Genomic DNA, 20,723 nt, shown 5'->3' with positions numbered 1-20,723 from the left:
CGGAAGAGGGGGATGACCGTGGGGGCCAAGGTATCAACGATCTGGTACGTCGACGTCCCCGACCCTGCGGCTGTTCTCCGTGGCCACCCGAAGCCGGACCTCGACGCGGCGCAGCAGCTCGCCGCCCGCCTCTATCCCGATCTGGCGGCCACCCCCACCGGCCCGGTTCCGCTGGCCGAGGCCGCGCGACTCGACACCACCGGGACCGTCCACATCGGTTCCTACCCCGGCATCACCGTCGTGTGCGGGCCCGATCTGGCCGTTCCCCGGCCGTCGACCCTGCCCGGAACACGCATCCGGCCCACCGAGTCGGCGAAGACGTATTACATGGCGTCCAAGCCCGACATCGCGTGGGGCTCGTTCGCGATGTGGGAGGACGGGCACCTGACCCGCGCGTTCAGCGCGACACCGGTCCACATCCACGAGGACCTCGGCATCCCCCTGGTGTGGGAGCGGCCGTTCTGGGCGGGCGACTTCCCGCTGAAACACCCCGCGGGCGTGCTGCCCGACCCGCAGTCGCTGCCGTTCCACCCGCAGCAGTTCGCCGAGGGCGCCAACCGGGAATGGCTGGGCTTCCGGTACACGGGCGCCCCGGAGGGCACCGAGATCGACCCGAAGACGCTCGTCGTGCTGGGGTTCGCCGTCCACCCGCCGGGCGAGGGTCCGGCGGTCGAATCTCCGGCCGAGGCAGAACAACCCGCCGAGGTGGAACGACCCGCCCCCGAGCCGGTTCCCGCGCACACGCCCGCTCCGCCCCCGCCCGCGCGCAAGGGCGGACTGCTCCGCCGCTACTTCGGCTTCTGACGCTTGCCGGAGTCAGGCGGCGCCGACGAGCAGAGCACACCAGCCGGCGAGGACTCCGACCGCGGCGCCGTACACCAGCCACCGCCACACCGGTGTCCGGCGTAGCCGCCACACCGACGGCGCGACCCCGGCGACCACGACGAGTTCGAGGAACACCGCCAGCGCCGGGTTGATCCGGGCGAGTTGCGAGCCGAACGCGATGATCGCGACGGCCACCACCGCCGCGGCGAATGCCGCCACGAGAAGTCCGGTGAACCACGGTGTTTCCGTCGGCGGTCGCGGGTACGGGGAATGAGGGGGCAGCATTGTCACCGGCCGGTTCGGACGCGCTCGTAGAACGCCATCGCCGCCGCCGTCGCGACGTTGAGCGAATCCGTTCCGGGCGCCATCGGGATGCGGGCACGAATGTCGGTGGCCCGCATGGCGTGTTCGGTGAGTCCGGGCCCTTCCGCGCCGAGCAGCAACGCCACCTTCTCCCCCGTCATCGCCTCGGCCAGTGTCACCGCCCCGGGATTCGGGGTGAGCGAGATGAGCTGGAACCCCCGCTCCCGCAACGCGTCCAGATCGTGCGGCCACTTCGTCACGTGCGCGAACGGCACCCGCAGGACGTGCCCCATCGACACCCGGACCGCCCGGCGGTACAGCGGGTCGGCGCATCCCTTGCCGAACACGACGGCGTCGACGCCGAGCCCGGCGGCGTTGCGGAACATCGAGCCCAGGTTCTCGTGATCGTTGACGCCCTCGAGCACCGCGACCGTGCGGGAGTGCTCGAGCACGTCCGGCAGTTCGAGGGGCGCGGGGCGACGCGCCGCCGCGAGCACTCCCCGGTTGAGGTGGAACCCGACGACCTCGGCCATGACGTCCGCCGTCGTCCGGTAGTACGGCACGTCCACGCCGTCGAGGTCGCCGGCCAGTTCCTCGAGCCGCCGATCGACGCCGAGCAGCGCGATCGGGTCGAACCGGGACGCCAGCAGTCGCTGCGCCACCAGCACACCCTCCGCGATCACCAGGCCCTTGCCCTCGGGGAGGTCGGGACGCCGGTCCGAGGAGTTGAGATCGCGGAAGTCGTCCAGCCTGGTGTCGGCCGGATCCGTTATGTCGATGACGTGAACCACCGGTCCATCGTGCCGTATGCGCGGCGTCACAGCGTTGACTCCCCTCCGCGGGGCGCGAAAGCTCGAAGGAATGAAGCACCTGCACGGGCGCACGGCTCTGGTGACCGGCGCCTCCGGCGGTCTCGGCCGCGTCGTCGCCCGGGCCCTCGCGCGCGAGGGGGTCGCCGTCGCGCTGTCCGGCCGGCGTGAGGACCTGCTTGCGGAACTCGTGGTGGAACTGCGGGCGCTCGGTGTTCACGCCGAGGCCGTGCCCGGCGACCTGAATCGACTGGACCTGCTCGATACGCTGATCGAGCGCGCCGAGGCGGCGGTCGGCCCCCTCGACCTTCTGGTGAACAACGCCGGCGTGGAGAACGTCTCGGCCTTCACCCGGCTCGACCCCGCCGAGCTCACCGCCATGGTTGACGTAAATCTCACCGCACCACTGCTTCTCACCCGCCGGGCGCTGCCCGGGATGCTCGACCGCGGTCGGGGGCATGTGGTGTTCGTGTCCTCGCTGGCCGCGAAGATCGGTCCGGCGTACTGCGCGCCGTACGCCGCGACGAAGGCCGGCCTGATCGGTCTCACCCAGTCGCTGCGCGCGGAGTACGCGGGCGCACCGGTCGGCTTCTCCGTCGTGTGCCCCGGCTTCATCGCGGGCGACGGCATGTACCAGCGGATGACCGAACGCGGAATTCGAGCCGGCCGGTTGGCGGGCGAGACCAGCACCGACAAGGTCGCCGCCACCGTGATCCGCGCGATTCGACGGGACCTGCCGGAGGTCGTCGAGAGCGGCGCACCGATCCGCCCCCTGCTCGCCCTGGCCCAGATCGCGCCGGGACTCGCCGAGCGGGTGGCCGCGAGGTTCGGCGCCACCGCGATGTTCCGGCGGTTGAGCGAGGATCGCGGCCGGGTGGAGCCGGATGGTTGACGGCGCGCACCGTTGCCCGAGTCGGGTACCGGGGCGCGGGCGCTGATCTAGGCTCGCGGACGTGAGTGATTCCACGCCGACGGTCGGTTCGCCTGCGGACCTGGCGCGGGCGCTGGACGCCACCGGCTATCTCGCCGACGACGGCGTCGCGATGGCCGCGTTCCTCGCCATACGTATGGGACGGCCCCTGTTCTGCGAGGGCGAACCCGGCACCGGCAAGACGTCGCTCGCGGCCGCGTTGTCGGAGGCGTTCGGTCTGCCGCTGATCCGGTTGCAGTGCCACGAGGGCATCGACGCCGCGCAGGCGCTCTACGACTGGGACTTCCCCAGGCAGCTGCTGCACCTGCGGACGCTGGAGGCGGCGAGCGACGGATCGCTCGAGGCCGACACCGTCGAACGCTCCCTGTACACGGAGCGGTTCCTGCTGGCGCGTCCCCTGCTGCGGGCCCTCACCGACGCCCCCTGCGTGCTGCTGGTCGACGAGATCGACCGCGCCGACGACGAGTTCGAGGCGTTCCTGCTGCAGGTCCTGGACGAGAACGCCGTCACGATCCCCGAACTCGGCGAGGTGCGGGCGGCAACACCACCGCTGGTGGTGCTCACGTCCAACCGCACCCGCGAGGTGCACGACGCCCTCAAGCGCCGCTGCCTGTATCACTGGCTCGAACACCCCGACCTGGCGCGTGAGGTCGCGATCCTGCGCCGACGCATCCCCGGCATCGGGGCCGAACTCGCCCGCCAGGTCGCCCACGCCGTCCAGTCCCTGCGCGAGATGGAACTGCTCAAGCCGCCGGGGGTGGCCGAGTCGCTGGACTGGGCGCGCGCACTGCAGGAACTCGACCGGGACGTGCTGGACGCGGAGACCGCAGCCGCGACGCTCGGCGCCGTCCTCAAGTACCGCGAGGACCTCGAACGCGTGGCCCGGGCGGGACTGGACCGGCTCCTGGCGGGGTGAGCACCGTGCCCGCGGCTCCGGACGCCGGCGACCCGCTGGTGGGGTTCGCCGGGTTCGCGCACGCCCTCGCGGCGGCGGGACTGCCGGTCGCGTCGGATGCCGTCGCCGCGTTCACCCGGGCCCTGCGCCAGGTGGAGGTGGGCGATCCGTGTCAGGTGTACTGGGCGGGTCGCGCGACCCTGTGCCGCGGTCCCGACGACATCCCGCGGTACGACTCCGCGTTCGAGGGCTGGTTCGGCGGTACCGTCCCGGCGCGCACGCCGCGGTCCGGGGAGCAGCCGCGCCGGGCCCGGACCGCCGCGCTGACCACGACGGACGGCGGCGACACCGGTGGGGACGCGCCGCGGCTGCGGGTCGCGGCCGACGACACCGAGGTGTTGCGCCACCGGGACATCGCCGGCCTCACCGCGGCCGAGCGCGCGCACCTCGCCGAGTTGATCGCCACCCTTCGCCCGCGGCCCCCGACCCGCCCGGCGATCCGGATGCGTCCCGCCCGCCGCGGCGCCGTCGATCCGCGGCGCACGGTGCGGGGCATGCTCGCCGCGGGCGGCGAACCGGTGCGACCGAGCCACCACCGCAAGGCCACCCGGCCACGCCGGATGGTGCTGCTGATCGACGTGTCCGGATCGATGAGCCCCTACGCCGACGCACTCCTGCGGTTCGGTCACGTCGTCGCGCGGAGCAACCCGGCGGGCACCGAGGTGTTCTCGCTGGGCACCCGGATGACCCGGCTGTCCCGGGCGTTGCGGGTCCGCGACCCGGAAGTGGCGTTGGCCGCCGCGAGCCGGGCCGTGCCCGACTGGGCGGGTGGGACCCGGCTCGGCGAGACGCTGCGCGCCTTCCTGGACCGCTGGGGGCGCCGCGGGGTGGCCCGCGGCGCCGTCGTGGTGATCTTCTCCGACGGCTGGGAGCGCGGTGACCCCACCCTGCTCGCGGAGCAGTTGGCTCAGCTGCGCCGCCTCGCCCACGCCGTGCTGTGGGTGAATCCGCACGCCGGCGCGGACGGGTACGAACCGGTGCAGTCCGGGATCGTCGCCGCACTGCCCTATGTCGATCGGCTCCTCGCCGGCCACAGTCTCGCGACGCTGCAGGAACTGCTCGAGGTGGCGCGCCGGACGTGACCGATCCGGACACGGGTTCCCCGATTCCGGGTGTTGTCGGGGCCCGGTCGGCGCAGAGTAGGACGTATCACCTGAGGCTCTCTGCTTTGGAGGCGCGATGCGCATCACTGTCACCGTCGACGGAACGGCATACACGGACGAGGTGGAACCGCGACTGCTGCTCGTCCACTATCTTCGGGACCGGCTCGGCAAGGTCGGCACGGTCATCGGCTGCGACACCGGAAACTGCGGGGCGTGCACCGTTCACCTGAACGGTCACAGCGTCAAGTCCTGCTCGGTGCTCGCGGTGCAGGCCGACGGCGGCGACGTCCTCACCGTCGAGGGCCTGTCCCGCGACGGAAAATTGCATCCCGTGCAGCAGGCGTTCCGCGACAACCACGCCTTGCAGTGCGGCTACTGCACACCCGGCATGATCATGCAGACCCTCGATCTGCTCGCCGAGGAACCCGACCCGGACGAGCGGACGGTGCGGCTGGGGTTGGAAGGCAACCTGTGCCGCTGCACCGGGTACCAGAACATCGTCAGCGCGGTCCAGGACGCGGCGCAGCGGTTGCGCGGCGGCGGCACCGCGGAAACACCCGCGGGTGCCCCGAAGACGGACACCGCGCAGGGGGGTGTGCGATGACCGCCACCGCCGAACCCGAAATCGGCAAGGCCCGCACGCGCAAGGAGGACGAACATCTGGTCACGGGCCGCACCCGCTGGACCGACAACCTCGTCCTGCCCGGCATGCAGCACCTGGCGATCCTGCGCAGCCCGTTCGCGCACGCCGGCATCACCGGAATCGACACCGCCGCCGCCCGCGAGATGCCCGGTGTCGTCGCCGTCCTCACCGGCGCCGATCTCGCCGACGAACAGGGCAGCCTTCCGTGCGCCTGGCCGATCACCCCGGACATGAAGTCGCCGCCCGCCCCGTCCCTCGCGGTCGACCGGGTGAACTTCGCCGGCGAGGCCGTCGCGGTCGTCGTGGCACGCAGCGCCTACGAGGCGCACGACGCACTCGAGGCGATCGACGTCGACTACGACGACCTTCCCGTCGTGCTGGACCTCGCAGCCGCGGCCGCCGACGGCGCCGACCTCGTGCACCCCGATCTCGAAACGAACGTCAGCGCCACCTGGACCTTCGATTCCGCGGAGGCCGGTACCGGCGGCGACGTCGAGCAGGCCATCCGCGACGCCGAGGTGCTCGTCGAACGCACGTTCCGGCAGCAGCGGCTCATCCCGGCGTTCATGGAACCCCGCTCGGTGGTGGTCGACCCGACCGGCGCCCAGATCACCATGTGGTCGGCCACGCAGATCCCCCACATCCTGCGGCTCATGCTCGCGATGACGCTCGGCATCCCGGAGCACAAACTGCGCGTCGTCGCCCCGGATGTCGGCGGCGGTTTCGGCGGCAAACTGCAGGTGACGCCGGAGGAGGTGATCGCGTTGCTCGTCGCGCGGCGACTGGGCAAACCGGTCAAGTACACCGAGTCCCGCAGCGAATCGATGCTCGCGGCCCACCACGGTCGCGACCAGATCCAGAAGCTGACGCTGGCCGCCCGCCGCGACGGCACCGTCACCGGAATGAAGGTGGAACTGCTCGCCGACATGGGCGCGTACCTGCGGCTGGTCACCTCGGGCGTGCCGATCCTGGGTGCGTTCATGTTCAACGGCATCTACAAGTTCCCGGCGTATCACTTCACGTGCACCAACGTGTTCACGAACAAGGTGCCCACCGACGCGTACCGCGGGGCGGGGCGCCCGGAGGCGACGTTCGCGATCGAGCGGATGATGGACGAACTCGCCACCGAGTTGTCGCTGGACCCACTGGAATTGCGGGCGAAGAACTGGATCACCCACGAGGAGTTCCCGTTCGACACCGTCGCGGGCCTGACATACGACTCCGGCAACTACGAGGCCGCCACCGCGCACGCGCAGGAATTGTTCGACTACGACGGGCTGCGCCGCGAACAGGCCGAGCGCCGCGAGCGGAAAGACCCGGTGCAATTGGGCATCGGGGTGTCCACGTTCACCGAGATGTGCGGGCTGGCGCCGTCGCGCACCCTCGGCGCGCTGGCCTACGGCGCCGGCGGGTGGGAACACGCGGCGATCCGGATGCTGCCCACCGGCAAGGTCGAGGTGATCACCGGCTCCTCCGCCCACGGCCAGGGCCACGAGACCGCGTGGAGCCAGGTGGTCGCGGACCAGCTCGGGGTTCCGTTCGAGGACGTCGAGGTGCTGCACGGCGACACCCAGACCTCGCCGCGGGGAATGGACACGTACGGTTCCCGGTCGCTGGCGGTCGGTGCGATCGCGGTGGTGAAGGCCGCCGAGAAGGTGATCGCCAAGGCCAGACCCATCGCGGCGCACCTGATGGAGTGCGCCGAGGACGATCTCGAGTTCACCGAAGGCCGGTTCCGGGTGAAGGGCACCGAGAAGGCGGTCGGCATCGCCGACGTCGCGCTCGCGGTGTTCGCCGCGCACGATCTGCCCGACGGCGTGGAGCCGAACCTTGACTCCGAGGCGGCGTACGACCCGGAGAACTTCTCGTTCCCGCACGGCACGCACCTGTGTGCGGTGGAGGTCGACACCGAGACCGGGAAGGTCGGCATCCGCTCGTACGTGTGCGTCGACGACATCGGGCACGTGGTCAACCCGCTGATCGTGGAGGGTCAGGTGCACGGCGGACTCGCCCAGGGCATCGCGCAGGCCCTGTACGAGGAGGCCGTGTACGACGAGGCCGGCACCCTGCTGTCGGGTTCCTTCGCCGAATATCACGTGCCGTCGGCGGCGGATCTGCCGACGTTCACCACCGGCCGCACCGAGACCCCCGCCACCGGTAACCCGCTGGGCGTCAAGGGGGTCGGCGAGGCGGGGACGATCGCGTCCACCCCGGCCGTCGTCAATGCCGTTCTCGACGCGGTCCGGCAGTTCGGGGTGCGCGACATCGAGATGCCGTGTACACCGATGCGGGTCTGGAACGCGATCCAGGGAGGTGCCCGATGATTCCGTCGACCTTCGACTACGTGGCCCCGACCTCCGTCGAGCAGGCGGTCGCCGCGCTCGCCGAGGCCGGCGAGGACGCCAAGATCCTCGCGGGCGGCCAGAGCCTGCTGCCGGTCCTGCGGCTGCGGCTGTCCTCGCCGAGCACCCTCGTCGACCTGGGCCGGATCGCCGAGTTGCGCGGCGTGCGCGAAGACGGGGACGCCGTCGTGATCGGCGCGATGACCACGTACTACGACGTGATCCGCAATCCGCTCGTCCACGAGCACGCGCTGCTGCTGGTGGAGGCGAGCCGCACCGTGGCCGATCCGCAGATCCGGCACCGCGGCACGCTGGGCGGCGCTCTCGCGCACGCCGATCCGGCGGGTGACCTGTGCGGACCCGCGCTGGCCCTCGACGCCACGCTCACCGTGGTGGGCACCGGCGGCAGACGGACCATTCCGGCCGCCGACTTCTTCGAGGGTTACTACACCACCACGATGCGACCGGACGAGATCCTCGTGGACGTACGGATCCCGAAGCACACCGGCTGGGAGGCGCGGTACGAGAAATTCAACACGGTCGCGGAGGCCTGGTCGATCGTGGGTGTGGCCGCGACGATCCAGGTGGACGGCGGCACGATCCGGCAGGCGCGGGTGGCACTGACCAACATGGGGTCGGTGCCGGTGCGCGCCCGCGGCGTCGAGGACGCGCTCGTCGGGAAGGCCGCGGACCCGGAGTCGATCCGGGCGGCGGCCGAGCACGCCGCCGAGGGCACCGACCCCGTCACCGACGGCAACGCCGACGCCGAGTACCGCACCCACCTCGCGAGGGTGCTGACCCGGCGGGCCGTGGCGACGGCGGTCGGCGTCTGAACGGCTCGGTTCGGCGTCAGGACCGCGGGTCGCGGCCGGCCTCCACAGCCTGCTCCGTGGCGTCGCAGACCACCACGGGGCGCGGTTCGAGGACGTTGCGCAGTTCGATCACCGGGAGGTAGCGGCCGGCGTCCGGTCTGCGCACCTTCAGCCGCACCCGCTGGTGCCGCATCAGGTACAGCGCCGCGCCGATGCCGCTGACCAGGGAGATCGCGCCGCCGATCACGAGCGGTGCGCGGGGGTCGAGGACGTCGGCCAGCCAGCCCAGAACGGGACTGCCCAGCGGGGTGCCGCCGAGGAAACAGAGCATGTAGATGCCCATCACCCGGCCGCGCATCTCGGACGGCACGGACATCTGCAGGATGTTCATCGCCGCCGTCGTGAACGTCAGGGTGAGCGCACCGGTCGGGACGAGCATGATCGCCACCAGCGCGTAGGTGGGCATCACTCCGACCAGGATCTCGAACGCCCCGAACGTGGCCGCGGCCCCGAGGAACGTGCGCAGCCGGGGCGGGGTCCTGCGTTTCGCGGCGATCGTGGCGCCGGCCAGGGTGCCGACGGCGAGGGTCGTCGACAGGAGTCCGTAGGCGTCCGCGCCGCGATCGAACGTGTTGCGGGCGAGAACGGCGAGACTGATCGGGAAGTTCAGACCGAACGTCGACACCATGAAGACCGCCACCATCAGCACCCGCAGGTCGGTGCGCCCCCAAACATAGCGGAAACCCTCCCGGACCTGCCCCTTCCCACGTTCGGCCTGCGGGGCCGTGAACAGTTCGCGGGCGTTCATCATCAGCAGGGCGATCAGCACACCGGTGAACGTGCCCACGTTGAGCAGGAACACCCAGCCCGTGCCGATGAGGGTGATCAGCACACCGGAGATCGCCGGGCCGATGATCCGGGCCGTGTTGAACGTCATCGAGTTCAGGGCGATCGCATTGGGCAGCGCGTCCTTACCGACCATCTCGATCGTGAACGACTGCCGCGTCGGCGCGTCGATCGCGGACGCGCAGCCCATCACGAACGCGATGAGATAGACGTGCCACAGGGCCACCAGTCCGCCGACGTCGAGCAAGCCGAGTACCAGCGCGCACAACGCCATCGACACCTGGGTCGCGATGAGGATCCGCCGCTTGTCGTACCGGTCGGCGAGGACGCCGCCCCACACGGACAGGAACAGGGTCGGGCCGAACTGCAGTGCCATCACGATCCCGACCGCGAGAGCGTTGCCGTTCGACAACGTCAGGACCAGCCAGTCCTGTGCGACCCGCTGCATCCACGTGCCGACGAGGGAGACGATCTGCCCCGACGCCCACAACCGGTAGTTCCGGGTGCGGAGAGCGACGAACATGCCGGTCTTCGGCTGGTCTGGGGCGGTGGTCTCGGGTTCGGGCGGCACCCTTCCATCTTGCTCCCGTCACCGGAACGCCCTCGACCTGCCCCTGTGCGCCTCGGCGGCCGTACCGCCGGGAACTCCGATTGTGTTCTCCGGCAGATGGTTTGCTCCGCAACTTCGCGGCAACGGAGACCGGACCCGGGCTACGGGGAGCCGAATGCCGTTGTACTACTGGGCAGCTGCCACTGCGCCGCGGCGGTTCACTCCGACTCGGCGACGATGGAGGTGATGATGCCGACCGCGTCGCGGAGGGTCTTCAGCTGAGACTCGTCGAGCCCGGACAGCCGTTCGTTCATCCACGCCTCGCGGGCGTGGGTCTCGTCGGCGATCAGCGCGTGACCGGCGTCCGACAGCGTGACGATGATCTGGCGTCCGTCGGTGGGATGCGGTGCCCGCTCGACCAGTCCCAGTTCGACCAGCGACGCGATGACCCTGGTCATCGACGGCGGCTGCACCTTCTCGCGAGCCGCGAGATTGCCCGGCGTCATGGCGCCGTCGCGGGCGAGAGTGGCCAGAGCCGACAGCTGGGTCAGCGATACCTGGGCGTCGACGCGGCGCCCACGCAGGTGACGCGTGAGGCGCACGACAGCCAGGGAAAGGTCGCTGGCGAGTGCTCGCGTATCCGTGGTCACGGGAATGACAATACGGGACCGATCGGCCGCCGTTTACGTTACTGCGTCGGTGATCGGTTCGACCGCGAAGTAGGCCACGAACAGAATCGCCACCACCCACATCAACGGGTGAATCTTCTTGATACCACCGCTCGCAGCATTGAGCACGACCCACGAGACGAAACCGACGCCGATGCCGTTGGCGATCGAATACGTGAACGGCATGACGGCGATCGTGAGGAACGCCGGCAACGCGATCGAGAACTTCGTGAAGTCGATGTCGCGGACCTGGCCGATCATCATCGCGCCCACCACGACCAGCGCGGGCGCGGCCGCCTCGATCGGCACCACCGAATACAGCGGGGTCAGGAACATCGCGGCCAGGAACAGCAGTCCCGTCACCACATTCGCGAGTCCGGTGCGGGCGCCCTCGGCGATACCCGAAGCGGACTCCACGAAGACCGTGTTCGACGACGCGGAGGCCCCGCCGCCGACGATCGCGCCGGTGCCCTCGACGACGAGGGCCCGTCCGACGTTGGGCAGGTTGCCGTCCTCGTCGGTGAGGCCGGCCTCCTTGCCGAGCCCGGTCATCGTGCCCATGGCGTCGAAGAAGTTGGCGAGCACGAGCGTGAACACCAGCAGGCTGGCCGCCAGTACGCCGATGCGAGTGAACGCGCCGAAGATGCTGACGTCGCCGACGAGGCTGAGGTCCGGAAGTTCCACCAGCACATCGGGAGCTGCGGGGACGCTGAGGTTCCAGCCGTGGGGGTTGACGCCCAGCGACGGTCCGACGCCGGCGACGGCCTCGATGATCGCGGCCAGCACGGTGGTGACGACGATGCCGATCAGCAGACCGCCGCGCACCTTACGCACCACCAGGACACCCATCAGCAGCACACCGAACACGAACGTCACGGTCGGCCAGGACGAGATCGATCCGTTGATGCCCAGGCCGACGGGAACGGTGGTGCCCGCGACGTCGGGGATGCGCCGCACGAACCCGGCGTCGACGAGACCGATGAACGCGATGAACATGCCGATACCGGCGGCGATGGCGGATTTCAGCTCGGCGGGAATGGCATTGAAGACGGCTGTCCGGAAACCGGTGAGCGCCAACACGACGATGATGACCCCGTCGATCACGACGAGACCCATCGCCTCGGGCCAGGTGACCTGCGGCGCGATGGTGACGGCGAGGAGGCTGTTGATGCCGAGGCCCGCCGCGATCGCGAAGGGGTAGTTCGCGACGACCCCGAAGACAATGCTCATCAGCCCCGCCACCAGGGCTGTGACCGCGGCCACCTGGTTCACGGGGAGGATGTTGCCGAGGACGTCCGTCTTGGCGACGGCGTCGTCCGGGGAGAAACTGCCGAGGATGAGCGGGTTCAGCACCACGATGTACGCCATCGCGACGAACGTCACCACGCCGCCGCGAATCTCCGCGCCTACCGTCGAACCACGCTCGGTGATCTTGAAGTAGTTGTCGAGCAGTTTCGGAGCAGCACCCATTGTTCAGTCCCCATCGCCAGAAGTCGCGCGTCGCCCTTGGAGATTAGGGCACCACGGCGAGGGTAGCGTTCATTCGGTGAACGAAACCGCAGATCGCCGACCCCTCACTCAGCGCCTCGCCGATCCGCGACCTGCGCTGATCCTGGGAACCACCGCGTGGGCGGTCGCGACGGTCGTGGTGATCGTCACGGGCGACCGGTGGTCGGATGCGCTTCCGACGTGTATAGCCGGGGTCGTCGTCGGATTCCTCGGGTACGGATTGTTCGCGTTGCAGCGGCGGGCGGCGCGGCGCGGCAGCCGAGGGGCACAGCAGGGACTGCTCGAGTGATACAGCAGGGACTGCTCGAGTGATACAGCAGGGACTCGATCTTCGTTAGGTCCGGGCGCTGCGGGGCCGGTTGCGGGTCAGCAGGATCCAGAACGCCGCCCACAGCGCGCCGAACGCCCACCCGGCGAGGACATCGGTCATCCAGTGCGCGCCGAGGTAGACGCGCGACAGGCCCACCGCCAGCGTGTACAGCAGTAAGAGGGCGACGAGCGCGATCCGGACGTGCCGCACCAGCACCACCCGGAGCATGACGGCGACGACCACGCTCGCGAGGATCGCGGTCATCATCGCGTGACCGGACGGGAACGAGAACGACGAGATCTCCACCAGCCGATCCGGCAGTGGGGGGCGCTGCCGCTCGAACAGATTCTTGAGCGCGGTCATCACGGCCAGACCGGACAGCATCGCGCCGGCGACGAGGACGGCTTCCCGCCGGCGGTCCTGCAGCAGGAGGACCGCGGTCAGGACGGTGGACACGATCCAGGCCGCGACGGTTCCGCCGCTGTGCGTGACGACGGTGACGACGTCGATCAGCCAGGGTGCGCGGTCTTCGACCGCACTGTCGAGCACGCTCTGGTCAAACAACACCGGCGGCGCCCCACGTGCCTTCGGCCCACGACTCGGAGCAATGGGTGGTTCGCTGCTCGTCCACCCACCACGGGACCGCGATCTCGGTGTCGACCGCGCCTGTGAGCTTCACCGTGAGCCGGGGATGGACGACGACGGTACCGTGCGGCAGGTCGCGGCCGAGTGCGGCGAAGGCGAGCACGGCGGCGGGTTCGCGGTCCCATGAGGATTCACGGCCGGAACCGGTGACGGTGCCGCGGATCGCCGCGGACGCGAGGGGGAGGTCCAGCAGATCGGCGAGAGCCTCGGCGGTGTCCAGGCTTCCCACCACCAGGCGCTCGCGCGGCACCGCGGCGGCCAGCCACGGTGCGTCCAGCACCAGGGCGTCGCCGGGGTCGACGAGTGCGCCCGTCAGGCCGCGCACGTGTTCGGGCAGGTGAAGTTCCTCGAGGTCGAGAAGATGGGCGGCCGCGGCGGCCGCGAGCAGACTGTGCGCCCGCGCGATCACCGCCGGGCTCGGTTCGCGGTCCGGATCGGCCAGTCGATCCAGGAGGAGCTGCGCGAGTTCGGGAGAGTCGACCGTCGCGGGGGCCAGCGCTGCGGCGAACACGGCGGATTCCGGGTGCTCGACGGGGTCGAGCAGTCCGGCGAACGTCTCGTCGGCGGCGTCGCGGAGCAGACCGAGCACCTGACCGTCCAACTCCGCGTTGTGACGCAGCCACCAGGCCGTGTACCCGGCGCGGTCGGCGAGCAGCGGACGCGTCGCCGGGTCCCGGGCGAGCATCGTCAGCGCCTGCGGCCAGCGGTCCTCGTCCACCAGGTCCAGGTCGCGTACCGCGCCGATCACGTCGGGGTCGTCGTCGAGCGTGTCCCACCAGCGGTCCTCGTCGTCGAGGTCGTGGTCGGGGCCGGTGGGGAGTTCGGCACGCAGCACGGTGAAGCCCCAGCCGACGCCCACGGCGCGGAGGGCGTCCTCCCCGACCCGCTCGGCGAAAGCGGAGTCCACGCCCGCGAACGGCGAGTCGTCCACCAGGACCTCGGCGAGTGGCGCACCGGGCAACAGCAGTTCGTCCGCGCCGCGCAACTCCCCGTCGACATCCGGCAGGGGCAGCAGACCGAGCCACGACGGCAGAACGCCGGGGTCGACGCGGCCGGCGAGTGCGAGGACCGCGCTCGACAGTTCCTCGGCCGCCGCCGCGTCGTCGGGGTCGAGGTCCTCGATCTCGGCGCGCAACGCCGGATCCGAGAGCAGGTCGACGGCCGTGGCGGTCTTCGCGCCGAGCCTCGACAGCAGCGGGTGCGCGGCGTCGGGGTGGACGAGCCTCGTCCAGTCGACACCCAGCACACCGTCGATGTCGTGACCCAGCAACACCGTTCGCGGTCCGGTCACGGTGCGGCCGTCGGACAGCGGGACCGGGATCGACGCCAGTTCCTCCGCAGCGAGGGCGTCGACGGCCAGCGGTTCGAGCGCGGCGTACAGGCGCTGCCACCAGGACGGTGCGCGCTCGGCGCCGCTGAGGAGTTCGGTGAGGCGGGCCAGGCCGAGGCGATGGGCGTCGACCGCGGCCAGCGCAGGCGCCCAGCGGGGGCCGGACAGATCCGGGACGACCAGTCCGTCGACGATCTCGGCGAGCAGTTCGGCGAGTTCGTCGGTGAGCCCGGGGACCACCGACGCCCGGCCCGGGGCCTTGTCCGTGCCGTCGACGGTCGGCAGCCAGGGCTGTTCCCGGAGTTCGGCGACGAGGTGGTCCCGCAACGCGGAGTCCACCTCGCTGCGTGCGAACGCGGGGACGGGAACCAGCGACAGTCGCTGTTCGGGCGGCATCGCGGCCACGAACTCGGCGTATCCGGTGGCCAATTCGGCGATCGCGGCGCCGGGCAGAATCCGCCTGCGGTCGGGTTGCATGGCGATGTCCGCGACGAGGATCGCCGGTACCGACAGTTCCTCGTCCGACCGGGTGGGGGCGCGCAGGACGTCCTCGGTCACGGGTGCGACGACGCCGTCCCGGACCGGGACGAGCCAACGTGCCCGCCCGGACTCGTACTGCCACCAGCGGTCGTCGCCGATCGCGACCTCGGTCAGCCCGGAATCGAGTGGCCGTTCGCGCCGGCGGAACTGCTTGTCGCCCACGGTGATCGACACGAGCGCCGGGAGTTCGAGCAGAAGGTCGGGTGCCTCGCGTGCCATGTACGCGAGCAGCGACTCGGCGTCCACGTCCTCGCGCAGCGTCAGCACGACTTCCGACTCCGCGCCGGCGGCGGGGCGGTTCCCGGTGGGCCACGCCAGCCGGAGGGCAGGCACACCCGCGCCCGGGTCGGCGCCGTCGAGGTCCCGCAGTTCCGCCCGGGTGCGGTCCGCGGAGAACAGCACCGAACCGGACGTCGACCGCAGTTCGACCTCGTCGCTCACCGACAGCACCGCCGTGAAGCCGACGCCGTACCGGCCGACGGTCGTCCCGGACTTGTTCGACGCCCGCAGCGCGACCAGCGCCTGCACTCCCGGCTCGTCCAGCGGTGTGCCGGTGTTGGACACGCTCAGGACTCGTCCGTCGAGTTGCACGGACAGCTCACCGGGCACTTCGGCGCGGGCCGCGGCGTCGGCCGCGTTCTGCGCCAGCTCGGTGAGGAGCCGGTCGCGGTAGCCGGCCCGGGCCAGGTCGGATTCGGCCGCGGCGTCCTCCCGCAGGCGGGTCGGGGACGTGCGCCACGCGAGGAGCGTCGAATCCCTCAGTGCGGCGGTGCCGAAAGGATCGGCTAGCTGGTCGATGCGGATTCCTCGGCCTCGGTGACCTCGGCAGCGGCCCCCGTCTCGGTGTCGGCCTGCTCGACGACCTCGACGGCGCCGTCGTCGTACGCGTCGTACTGCGGCGAACCGGCGCCCGAGGGCAGCGAGGTGTCGGAGTGGGCGCCGCACCCGTACATGACGTCGACGACGTGCCCGTCGGCGGCCATCTCGTTGCCGCACACGCCGAACGCCCCGTGCAGGGCGCCGGCGAGCGGGAGGTAGAAACCGCACAGCCCGCACGTCGACGGCGCGGCCTTGGCCATCTCGGAATCGGGGCCGTAGTCGCCGTCGTGCCAGCGCTGGGCGGCGTCGAGGCGACCCTCGAGGCTCAGCGCCTGCTTACGGCCCAGGCCCAGTTCGAGGGCGGCGTCGTCGATCTCGGGGTCACCCGTCGCGACATAGCCGGGGACGAGGCGGGGGTCACCGGCCGGCGGTGCCAGCAGATCGCCCGCGGACAGGTCTCCGGGGCGGATCCGCTGGTCCCACGGAATCCAGTCGGGCGCCACCAGGGCGTCGGGTCCGGGGAGGAGGGCGAGCTCGCTGACGGTGGCACGGTCCGACTCCGGATCGGCGGCCACCACCACCGCCCACTGCCAGCCCCGGTAGCCGGGAAGGTCCGCAACGAAACGGTGAGTCGCGGCGCACTCGTCCTCGGACGTGACGCCCAGGTAGTCGCCGACTCCCCCTTCCTGCAGTTCGACCACTGCGGTTCGGGCGAGCTCGACGGCGTCGGTCAGTACGGGACGCGCAACTGCGCGCTCGTCGGAAGAAGCAACACTCACACCACCAGTTTGCCGCACCACCGCAAGTGCGTGCCCACCTGGGCTGTCATGCTGGTCCGATGACCGGCCGGAGGCACCTCGTCCCAGCCCTGCTCGCGGTGGCCCTGCTCTCGGTGGCATGGATGGTCACCGCATGCTCGCCGCAGAGCCCGGTGGCGGCGGGCGCGCCCCGCGCGGACCTTCACACCGAGATCGTCCGCACCGTCGGCCACGACCCGAACGCGTTCACCCAGGGACTCGAGATCGACGGCACCGAACTGCTCGAGGGCACCGGCCGCCCCGGCGAATCCTGGGTGCAGGCCACCGACCTCGACAGCGGCGCCGTTCGGGTGCGCGCCGAACTGCCGTCTCCCCTGTTCGGCGAGGGCATCACGGTGAGCGGCGACACGATCTGGCAGCTGACGTGGCGCGACGGGGTCGCCGTCGTCCGGGATCGCGCGACACTCGCCGAACAGCGGCGGGTCCCGTTCGACGGCGAGGGGTGGGGCATCTGCGCGCTGCCCGGCGCGCTGGTCACGAGCGACGGCTCCCCCACCCTCACGTTCCGCGACCCGGTCACATTCGAGCCCCGGCGCAGCGTGCAGGTGGTGCAGGACGGAAACCCCGTCTCCCGGCTCAACGAACTCGAATGCGCGGACGACGGCGCGATCTACGCGAACGTCTGGACCACCGACACCCTCGTCCGCATCGATCCGTCGGACGGGCGGGTCACCGCGGACATCGACGCCTCCGCCGTCCGCGATGCGCTTCCGCCCGGCCCGCGGGACGTCGACGTCCTCAACGGCATCGCCCAGATCCCGGGAACCGACCGGTTCCTCGTCACCGGAAAGTACTGGCCGGCCATGTTCGAGGTGCGGTTCGTTCCCTGACAGGCCGATCTGACCAGCATTGGCCGGGGTTGCTGTGGTCGCATGTCTCCCGACTAGGACAGAATTAGGGAGTGACCGGACCGCGCGAACCCCACGAGCCTGACGGCGGTCGGGCTCCCGACGAGAATTCCGGGCCCCCCGTTCATCCCGGCTACGACAAATACCCGCCGGCGGCCCGCCCGGGAGGCCGGCGGACGCCGCTGCCGCCCCTGCACCCGGTCGGCGGCGGGCAACGTCCCCGGTCCGACGAGGAGCGGGCGGACGCCCCCAAGGCGCCGCCGATGCCGCGCAAGCTCACCGTCACCCGGGTGGCGGCGATGCGCAGCCGGGAACTCACCAACAAGGGCATCGCGACGTTCCACCGCGCCGCGAAGGCGGACGGTGCGGACAAGTCGGGACTCACTGCGCTCACCTACGCGGTGATGGCCAACAACGCGACCGACGCGGCCATCGCCGTCGCCCTGGCGAACACGCTGTTCTTCTCGGCCGCGACGGGCGAGGACAAGACGAAGGTCGCGCTGTACCTGCTGATCACGATCGCCCCGTTCGCCGTCATCGCTCCCCTGATCGGTCCGATGCTCGACCGTCTCCAGCACGGCCGCCGCGTCGCGCTGGCCACGTCGTTCGGTCTCCGGACGATCCTGGCGATCGTTCTCGTCTTCAACTTCGACAGCTGGGTGCTGTATCCGGCGGCGCTCGGAATGATGGTGCTCAGCAAATCGTTCTCGGTGCTCAAGAGTGCGGTCACGCCACGGGTGCTGCCACCGGAGATCGACCTCGTGCGCGTCAACTCCCGGCTCACCGTGTTCGGGCTGCTCGGCGGAACCATCGGCGCGGGCGCCCTCGCGGGTGGTCTGGCCATGGCCACCGGTTCCGTGGGCGCGCTGTGGCTGGCGGCCGTCATCACCGCGCTCGGCGCGTACCTCTCCATGCGGATCCCGTCGTGGGTCGAGGTCACCGAAGGCGAGGTCCCCGCCACCCTCACGTACCACGGCGACGAACACCCGACCGAGGTGATCGGACGCACCCGCGTGCTGCAGCCCGAGGCCCCGGCCACCGCCAAGACCGGCAAACGCAGGCAACCGCTGGGCCGCGCGGTCATCACCGGGTTGTGGGGAAACAGCACCATCCGCGTGCTCACCGGGTTCCTCACGCTGTACATCGCGTTCGTCGCGAAGTCGAAGACCGACCACGAGCCGCTGGTCCAGGCCGCGATGCTCGGCCTGGTCGGCGCGGCCGCCGGCATCGGCAACTTCGCCGGAAACGCGGCGGGCGCCCGGATCAAGCTGGGCCGCCCGGCCCTCATCGTGCTGCGCTGCACGGGTGCCGTGTGGATCATCGCCGTCCTCGCCGCGATCACCGACAATCTCCTGACCGCCGCCCTCGCCACGCTCGTCGCGTCGGCCGCCAGCGCCCTGGCCAAGGTGTCGCTGGACGCGTCGCTGCAGCACGACCTGCCCGAGGAGTCGATCGCGTCCGGATTCGGAAGGTCGGAGACCGTTCTACAGCTGAGCTGGGTGGTGGGCGGCGCGCTGGGCGTCCTGCTGCCCACCGAATACTGGATCGGGTTCTCGGTGGTCTCCGCCGTCATGACCGTCGGGCTCGTCCAGACCATCCTCACGTACCGCGGCAGCACCCTCCTGCCGGGGCTCGGAGGAAAACGCCCCGACCTGGCCGAACAAGAAGTGACCGAGCACCTCTCGACCCACCGGGCCGACCGATCGACAGGAAATGTGAAGTAAGTGAGAATGCAGGCGCGAACCAAGAAGATCCTGGCACTGATCACGGTGGGCCTGGTGGTGGTCCTGGTGGCCTTCGTCGGAGTCCTCTACACACTGGTCCGCAACTCCTCGCCCCGCCTGCCCGAGATCACGGCCTTCGCGCACGACCGGGCCGAGCAGGTCGCCCCGCTCGGCTACTGCAACCTGTACCTCGAGGACTGCGAGACCGGCGACATCGCCGAACTCGACGTGCCCCCCGGCTCGTCGCTGCAGCTGTCGTTGCCGCCGGAGATCGTCGACGCGCCGTGGCGGATGCTGGTCGTCTACCAGGATTCTTCGGGCCAGGTCCTCGTCCAGGAACAGGCGCACCGCGCCGGCGAGACCCGCGCCGTGACCGTGCCCTCGTCGGACGACCTGCAACTGGCCGGCGTCGAGATCCAGCTGCCGTCCGCCGTCATCGACGAGCAGGGGCTCACGCAGGCCCGGGCCGCCTGGTCGATCAAGACCGCGTAGAACGGCACGCTCACGAAGAAGGGCCCCGCGCTGTCGCAGCGCGGGGCCCTTCTTCTCGGAAAATCAGCTGTCGAGCTCGCGTGCGACGGCGCGGACCACCTCGGAGATGCGCTGGGCGGTCTTGCGGTCGGGGTACTTGCCCTTGCGCAGGTCCGGCTGGACCTTCGCCTCGAGCAGCGTGATCATGTCCTCGACCATGCCGTGCAGTTCGTCCGGCGTGTGCTTCTTGGCGGACGGCTCCTTGCGCGCGGCGTTCTGACGCAGCGACGGCGCCGGGTCGAGCACCTTCAGGCTCAGCGCCTGGGGTCCGCGCCGACCGGCGGCCATACCGAACTCGACACGCTGACCGGCCTTGAGGCCCTCGACGCCCTCGGGAAGAGCGGACGAACGCACATAGACGTCCTCCCCCTCCTCCTGCGACAGAAAGCCGAAGCCCTTTTCGACGTCGTACCACTTCACCTTGCCGGTCGGCACCGCGTTCACCCGCTCATCACTTGGAGTGCAGTTGGTTGCACTTGGTATTGGTTGCACTTGGTATGCAAAACAGCGCGCCCCACCTCTGGTGCGGGACGCGCAGTGCCCACAGTCTACCTTGGACCCACCCCCTCCGGCATTCGGGTTTCCAGGCACTATCGTTGCTGGTGTGGCCCACGAATCGACTCCTTCGAGCACTCCTCAGACACCCCGGAGGGGCGACGGACTCCTGCGGGTCGCGCTCGCCCTCTTCGCGATCGGCTTCGTCGCGATCGTGGCGATCTTCCTGACCCCGGTGCTCTCCGATTCCGAACCGGGTCTCGTTCTCTACCTCATCGCCCTCGCCTGCCCGATCGGATTCCTCCTCGGAATCGTCGCGGCGCTGAGTCAGGGCAGACGCTCGCGCTGACACACCCGACCACCGATG

General features: G+C 70.5%; 21 protein-coding genes. 12 read left to right on the top strand and 9 right to left on the bottom strand.

Annotated elements, in window-relative coordinates:
* Positions 1-12: 12 nt before the first annotated feature.
* Positions 13-804, top strand: coding sequence for a DUF6928 family protein (locus ROP_RS25085; RefSeq protein ID WP_015888805.1), 792 nt, complete (start codon positions 13-15; stop codon positions 802-804).
* 12 nt (positions 805-816) lie between these two features.
* On the opposite strand, the gene ROP_RS25080 is transcribed toward ROP_RS25085, so the two are convergent.
* Positions 817-1,110 carry a DUF2537 domain-containing protein gene (locus tag ROP_RS25080; protein WP_043825286.1) on the bottom strand — a complete coding sequence of 98 codons (294 nt, stop codon included), beginning with the start codon at positions 1,108-1,110 and terminating at the stop codon, positions 817-819.
* Between the two features lie 2 nt (positions 1,111-1,112).
* The gene (locus ROP_RS25075) at positions 1,113-1,919 is read right to left on the bottom strand and encodes a TrmH family RNA methyltransferase (RefSeq protein WP_043825284.1); all 807 of its coding nucleotides are present in this window, start codon (positions 1,917-1,919) and stop codon (positions 1,113-1,115) included.
* Between the two features lie 70 nt (positions 1,920-1,989).
* On the opposite strand from ROP_RS25075, the gene ROP_RS25070 reads away from it, so the two are divergent.
* From ROP_RS25070 to ROP_RS25045, 6 genes are all read left to right on the top strand, one after another.
* Positions 1,990-2,829, top strand: a complete 840-nt coding sequence (locus tag ROP_RS25070) for an SDR family NAD(P)-dependent oxidoreductase (RefSeq protein ID WP_015888802.1) — start codon at positions 1,990-1,992, stop codon at positions 2,827-2,829.
* Positions 2,830-2,890: 61 nt separating this feature from the next.
* Positions 2,891-3,784, top strand: a complete 894-nt coding sequence (locus ROP_RS25065; RefSeq protein ID WP_015888801.1) for an AAA family ATPase — start codon at positions 2,891-2,893, stop codon at positions 3,782-3,784.
* Positions 3,781-4,905, top strand: a complete 1,125-nt coding sequence (locus ROP_RS25060) for a vWA domain-containing protein (protein WP_015888800.1) — start codon at positions 3,781-3,783, stop codon at positions 4,903-4,905. The genes ROP_RS25065 and ROP_RS25060 overlap by 4 nt, the downstream gene beginning before the upstream one ends.
* Positions 4,906-5,002: 97 nt before the next feature.
* Positions 5,003-5,530 carry a (2Fe-2S)-binding protein gene (locus ROP_RS25055; protein WP_015888799.1) on the top strand — a complete coding sequence of 176 codons (528 nt, stop codon included), beginning with the start codon at positions 5,003-5,005 and terminating at the stop codon, positions 5,528-5,530.
* The gene (locus tag ROP_RS25050; protein ID WP_015888798.1) at positions 5,527-7,893 is read left to right on the top strand and encodes a xanthine dehydrogenase family protein molybdopterin-binding subunit; all 2,367 of its coding nucleotides are present in this window, start codon (positions 5,527-5,529) and stop codon (positions 7,891-7,893) included. The genes ROP_RS25055 and ROP_RS25050 overlap by 4 nt, the downstream gene beginning before the upstream one ends.
* Positions 7,890-8,744 (top strand): FAD binding domain-containing protein, encoded by an 855-nt coding sequence (locus ROP_RS25045; RefSeq protein ID WP_015888797.1) that lies wholly within the window; start codon positions 7,890-7,892, stop codon positions 8,742-8,744. The genes ROP_RS25050 and ROP_RS25045 overlap by 4 nt, the downstream gene beginning before the upstream one ends.
* Before the next feature lie 16 nt (positions 8,745-8,760).
* Here the strand turns inward: ROP_RS25045 and ROP_RS25040 are convergent, their stop codons facing one another.
* The 3 genes from ROP_RS25040 to ROP_RS25030 form a co-directional block, all read right to left on the bottom strand.
* The gene (locus ROP_RS25040; RefSeq protein WP_043826786.1) at positions 8,761-10,092 is read right to left on the bottom strand and encodes an MFS transporter; all 1,332 of its coding nucleotides are present in this window, start codon (positions 10,090-10,092) and stop codon (positions 8,761-8,763) included.
* A 245-nt stretch (positions 10,093-10,337) separates the two neighbouring features.
* Entirely contained in the window at positions 10,338-10,769 is a 432-nt protein-coding gene (locus tag ROP_RS25035) for a MarR family winged helix-turn-helix transcriptional regulator (RefSeq protein WP_015888795.1), read from the bottom strand.
* A 33-nt stretch (positions 10,770-10,802) separates the two neighbouring features.
* Positions 10,803-12,257: an NCS2 family permease gene (locus tag ROP_RS25030; protein WP_015888794.1), complete on the bottom strand. Its 1,455-nt coding sequence runs from the start codon at positions 12,255-12,257 to the stop codon at positions 10,803-10,805.
* 76 nt (positions 12,258-12,333) lie between these two features.
* Here ROP_RS25030 and ROP_RS25025 point away from each other — a divergent pair, with 76 nt between their 5' ends.
* The gene (locus ROP_RS25025; RefSeq protein ID WP_015888793.1) at positions 12,334-12,585 is read left to right on the top strand and encodes a DUF2530 domain-containing protein; all 252 of its coding nucleotides are present in this window, start codon (positions 12,334-12,336) and stop codon (positions 12,583-12,585) included.
* Between the two features lie 45 nt (positions 12,586-12,630).
* Here ROP_RS25025 and ROP_RS25020 read toward each other — a convergent pair whose 3' ends face one another.
* The 3 genes from ROP_RS25020 to ROP_RS25010 all read right to left on the bottom strand — a co-directional run bounded on the left by ROP_RS25020 (position 12,631) and on the right by ROP_RS25010 (position 16,740).
* On the bottom strand, positions 12,631-13,173 hold the full coding sequence (locus ROP_RS25020) for a phosphatase PAP2 family protein (protein WP_015888792.1): 543 nt from the start codon (positions 13,171-13,173) through the stop codon (positions 12,631-12,633).
* Entirely contained in the window at positions 13,163-15,730 is a 2,568-nt protein-coding gene (locus ROP_RS25015; RefSeq protein ID WP_015888791.1) for a hypothetical protein, read from the bottom strand. The genes ROP_RS25020 and ROP_RS25015 overlap by 11 nt, the downstream gene beginning before the upstream one ends.
* A 176-nt stretch (positions 15,731-15,906) precedes the next feature.
* A complete protein-coding gene (locus ROP_RS25010; RefSeq protein WP_015888790.1) occupies positions 15,907-16,740 on the bottom strand; it encodes a DUF3027 domain-containing protein in 834 nt (277 codons plus the stop codon).
* Positions 16,741-16,778: 38 nt separating this feature from the next.
* Between ROP_RS25010 and ROP_RS25005 the strand changes: the two genes are divergently transcribed.
* The 3 genes from ROP_RS25005 to ROP_RS24995 all read left to right on the top strand — a co-directional run bounded on the left by ROP_RS25005 (position 16,779) and on the right by ROP_RS24995 (position 19,822).
* Positions 16,779-17,588, top strand: coding sequence for a glutaminyl-peptide cyclotransferase (locus ROP_RS25005; protein WP_015888789.1), 810 nt, complete (start codon positions 16,779-16,781; stop codon positions 17,586-17,588).
* A 71-nt stretch (positions 17,589-17,659) separates the two neighbouring features.
* Positions 17,660-19,330 carry an MFS transporter gene (locus ROP_RS25000; protein WP_015888788.1) on the top strand — a complete coding sequence of 557 codons (1,671 nt, stop codon included), beginning with the start codon at positions 17,660-17,662 and terminating at the stop codon, positions 19,328-19,330.
* 6 nt (positions 19,331-19,336) lie between these two features.
* Positions 19,337-19,822, top strand: coding sequence for a DUF2771 domain-containing protein (locus ROP_RS24995; protein ID WP_043825281.1), 486 nt, complete (start codon positions 19,337-19,339; stop codon positions 19,820-19,822).
* Positions 19,823-19,885: 63 nt separating this feature from the next.
* Here the strand turns inward: ROP_RS24995 and ROP_RS24990 are convergent, their stop codons facing one another.
* Entirely contained in the window at positions 19,886-20,296 is a 411-nt protein-coding gene (locus ROP_RS24990) for a cold-shock protein (RefSeq protein WP_005255275.1), read from the bottom strand.
* 169 nt (positions 20,297-20,465) lie between these two features.
* Here ROP_RS24990 and ROP_RS24985 point away from each other — a divergent pair, with 169 nt between their 5' ends.
* Positions 20,466-20,705 carry a hypothetical protein gene (locus ROP_RS24985; protein ID WP_015888786.1) on the top strand — a complete coding sequence of 80 codons (240 nt, stop codon included), beginning with the start codon at positions 20,466-20,468 and terminating at the stop codon, positions 20,703-20,705.
* Positions 20,706-20,723 lie beyond the last annotated feature (18 nt).

This window comes from Rhodococcus opacus B4, assembly GCF_000010805.1.
Classification (GTDB): Bacteria; Actinomycetota; Actinomycetes; order Mycobacteriales; family Mycobacteriaceae; genus Rhodococcus_F; species Rhodococcus_F opacus_C.
Note: the sequence above shows the minus strand (reverse complement) of the source record. Positions and strands in the feature narration are given on the sequence as shown.